4 protein-coding genes are annotated in these 3,730 nt (G+C 60.0%); 2 read left to right on the top strand and 2 right to left on the bottom strand.

What is annotated here, in order from left to right:
- Positions 1–47: 47 nt before the first annotated feature.
- On the bottom strand, positions 48–920 hold the full coding sequence (locus EOA49_RS30935) for a hypothetical protein (protein WP_127243563.1): 873 nt from the start codon (positions 918–920) through the stop codon (positions 48–50).
- Positions 921–1,331: 411 nt separating this feature from the next.
- Here EOA49_RS30935 and EOA49_RS30930 point away from each other — a divergent pair, with 411 nt between their 5' ends.
- Positions 1,332–1,580, top strand: a complete 249-nt coding sequence (locus EOA49_RS30930) for a hypothetical protein (protein WP_127240818.1) — start codon at positions 1,332–1,334, stop codon at positions 1,578–1,580.
- A gap of 84 nt (positions 1,581–1,664) precedes the next feature.
- Here the strand turns inward: EOA49_RS30930 and EOA49_RS30925 are convergent, their stop codons facing one another.
- The gene (locus EOA49_RS30925) at positions 1,665–2,252 is read right to left on the bottom strand and encodes a sugar transferase (protein ID WP_208720894.1); all 588 of its coding nucleotides are present in this window, start codon (positions 2,250–2,252) and stop codon (positions 1,665–1,667) included.
- Between the two features lie 550 nt (positions 2,253–2,802).
- On the opposite strand from EOA49_RS30925, the gene EOA49_RS30920 reads away from it, so the two are divergent.
- Positions 2,803–3,730 (top strand): hypothetical protein (locus EOA49_RS30920; protein ID WP_127243562.1); only part of this gene is annotated, 928 nt, incomplete at its 3' end.

The following is a 3,730-nucleotide window of genomic DNA, read 5'->3' as shown; positions in this document are numbered from 1 at the left end:
GTGATCATGGTTCTGCTGGTGGTGGGGTATCTAATCAGCGCCGTTCTTCACACATTGGTCGACAGGCCCAGATCGATTGATATCGACCACAGTCGTTGCCGCGAAACGATCGAATGTGCCTCCCCGCCGGAGAGCTGAAGCGACAGCAGCCTGTAGGCCCGTGGGTTCAGGAACTGCAACATCATGAAGCTAGCCTGGAACAATATCGGAGCCGTAACGGTCGCCGCGATCACTGTTACCGGACGCTGCTTCCTTATCACCAGATAGATGCAGTATAGCCCGTAGAACGTGCCGAGACCGACGACCCCAAGAACGAAATTCGTCTTGGATCCCGATTTGACCAAACCCAGCAACCCCGCGAGGAGGCAAACCGAAAGGAGGATTCGGTGCCTTCGAGAAGCGACCAGCTTCGCGGCGACAAGCGGCAGACCGGCCGACAAGGCAATTCCGAGTTGGTTTGCATGCTTGAAATAGCCCTCCGCCCGATCGGCGAATCGAGCATCGCCGAGGCCAATAACGACAAGGCAGGATGTAACAGCAACCATGATGGCCATGGTCATCCCAATCCTGTCGATTGCCTCAAAACTCCTAGGCCTCGCGGCGATCAATGCAATGGTCGGGATAGTGGCGAAACCAAACACCTGGGCGAAGACAGCGCGCATGGTCCTGACCGGATTGTCCGCGTGTAGCGCCGACAGCAGCGATAGAACCATGATGAGGGCAGATGTTGTCAGCACGGCAGCCGCCAAGGCCGTGTCGGTGCGATGCAGACGTTTTGTCGCTTCGGCGTAGGGAACGAGGCTTACCAGGCCGCAGAACAAAGCGAGCAAAAAGGAAATCGAGCCATCGGTTCCGGCAATCCGCGTGGCGCCAGGGAACCATATCGACACGATCAGCAAAAGGATGGAAGCCTGCAGCATCGATGGACGTCACGCTGAAAATGCTATGCAACAACCGCGGGCCGACGCGCTCTTGCCTCGCCAGGCTGCGTCCGGTGCCCCTGTGTCCTGAACGGGAACGCCAAGAAATAGAGACACAACGTTCACTCCAGGACGGTGATTCAAGGCGCGCTGCCGCATCGCGGGTGAATACTCCGCGTACCTATTTCATAAGCAGCGTAGGCGCAGCGGGATGACAAGGAAATGAGCGAAAACGCGTCATTGGGACAAGGTGTCCTACGCCTTTTGTGCAAGGGCTGGTGGTGCTGCGATTCCAGTCTGCCTGGTCGAGATCCGGTCCAGCCGCGGCGGGGATTCGGTGTTGGTGCGGATTTGCATATGTGGGAGACTTGGGCGCGGCACACCGAGTCTTTCACACCGTAGGAGATCGCCGTGGTTTGGGGTCTTGTCGCTGTCGGCGTGATCGGCATTTTGCTCGGATTTCGTGTTCGCGCGCCGGCGCTCATCGTCATGACCGCGGTGATTGTGGTGTTCAGCGCCATTGCAGGCGGCATCGGCAGCCTGTTTGCCTGGGACCGTCTGCTTTCGATCCTGCTTTTCGTTGTCACGCTGCAGGGCGCCTACCTGCTCGGCGTCTTCTTCGGCATCGTGTGGCGTCGCGCCGTGACCGATGAGCATTGACGGATTGCGGCTGCCATTTCGTCGCCGGCGCCGGAATTTTTTTAAAGCGGCGATGCCGCCAATGCTCGCTGCCTTCCTCGCCAGTCAGGACGCATGATCGAATCTCATCACGGCGAAGACCGTCCGAACGAGAATGACGACGTCGGCCCATATGGACCAGTTTCGCACGTAGCGGCTGTCGAGGGAGACACGGCTCGGATAGTCTATTGCGTCTCTGCCCGTCACTTGCCACGCGCCGGTCAGCCCGGGCCGGGTTCGAAGATAATCGATCGCGCAGGCGCCGTAACGTTGCAGTTCGTCGGGGACGACCGGCCGAGGACCGACGCAACTCATGTCGCCGCGCAGCACGTTGATGAGCTGAGGCAACTCATCAAGGCTCGACTTTCTGAGAATGTGCCCCAGGAAGGTGACGCGCGGATCGTTCTTGAATTTCAAATTCTGCTCCCACTCCTTGGCGGCTTCGGGATTGCTCGCAAGATAGTCGGCCAGAACCTGCTGGGAGTTGGCAACCATGGTCCTGAATTTGTAGCAGGCGAAACGCCTGCCGTTGAAGCCGACCCGAGTGTGAGAGAATATCGCCGGTCCGCCGTCGGTCGCCAATATCAAGAGGGCAACCACAAGCATGATCGGAGCGGCCAGCACAAGCGCGATCGATGCGATGGTGACGTCCATGATCCTCTTGCGCCGCCCCCCAAGCGGACGATGGTTTTGGCCGACGCCTATTCCGGGTCTGCGGGGGTTCGTGTCGAATGCGCTGATTGTCATGAGCTTCGCCAAGGAAAACGGCTGATTTTAGCGCTCAACTTCACGCGGCGGATCATTCCCGGCAAGAACCGCAAAGGAGGTAGCGCCCTATCTGGCGCCGGTTAGCCTCTTAGCCTGAACGCGTATTGCCTGCGCGGTGTCGATAAGCCTTCTGATCAAACGGCGTAACACTGGCACCCATTTTCTGCAGTAGCAGTGTGGGCACCTTCGACTGTATTCGTGATCGACGAAATCAACTGGTCCGGCTAGGGGCGATCCAGACCGCCGACTGAATTCAGGCCCTAGCTCTGATGGCAAGGATGCCGAGAGAATGTCTGGAGCCACTGGTGCCGGATGGGCGAGCCGGCAGCCGTCTGGCAATGCCTGAAAAGCATGCGCGCGCATGCGACGAGATTCGACGAGACAGATCTTCCGCGTCGAAAGTAATGCCTGCCAGCCTGTCAGTGGAGCACGCAACGTGACGCCCATTCCGAAGCCTTCGTCCGGTGACTTCCCCGCAAGGCCGGGCGCTCGTCAGTTTCTGGAGGTCGACCATGCGGAAGCACTTGCCGTCGTCCGCAAGCAGATAGCTTTGCTCGATCTTGATCTCTCCGGCCTCACTGTCGTGGCTGGCGCGGCGACGGGCTATCAGGCGGTGACTGCGACAGCCGCGGCGCTCGCCAATGCCGACCGTGTCGTTACACTCACCCGCGTATCCTCCAGACATCCGAGCCTGGCGGCGGCCGCGGACGCGACGTTGGCATTTGCCGAGTACGCCAAGGTCGCCGAACGCGTGGAAGTGACGAACCGCATCGAAAGCCGCAAATGGCAGGAGGTCGACCTCATCACCAATTGTCCCCAGGTCGGACCGATTTCGAGATCGCTCATCGAGCTCTTGCCCTCTCACGCGGTCGTTGCGCTCATGGCGGAGCCTTGGGAGCTTCGGCCAGGCGTGTTGGACTTCGATGCCTGCGACGAGGTCGGCATCAAGGTTGCTGCTCCAAATCTCGGTCACCCGGCCATAGACCTGATGCCGGAATTCGCGCGGTTATGCCGGGTCTTGCTCGAGGATGCCGGTGTCGATCAGCGTGCCTCGAGATTCGCCGTCGTCTGCGACACGCCCTGCGCACCATTCCTCGAACGTATGCTCGCCGAACGTGGAGCAAGAGTTGGTGTTTTTTCGCATCCGGTTCTGCTGACCGATGATGCATGGGAGGTGATCATCGTCGCTATGCGGCCCTCCGCCAAACCCCCAATGGACATCAACAGTCTGGGCCGCATCGCCAGGAGAACGCGCCAGGCGCTGCTGGTGCAGTTCAGCGGCGGGATCGACCGCTCGGCCGCTAGCTATTTCGGCCTCAGGGTATGGCCGCCGAAGCGCCCCAACCGCGGCGAGCTGGGCCTGC

Origin of the sequence: Mesorhizobium sp. M1A.F.Ca.IN.020.04.1.1, assembly GCF_003997315.1 — a bacterium.
In the GTDB taxonomy this organism is placed as follows: Bacteria; Pseudomonadota; Alphaproteobacteria; order Rhizobiales; family Rhizobiaceae; genus Mesorhizobium.
This window is presented reverse-complemented; position numbering and strand designations above follow the sequence as displayed.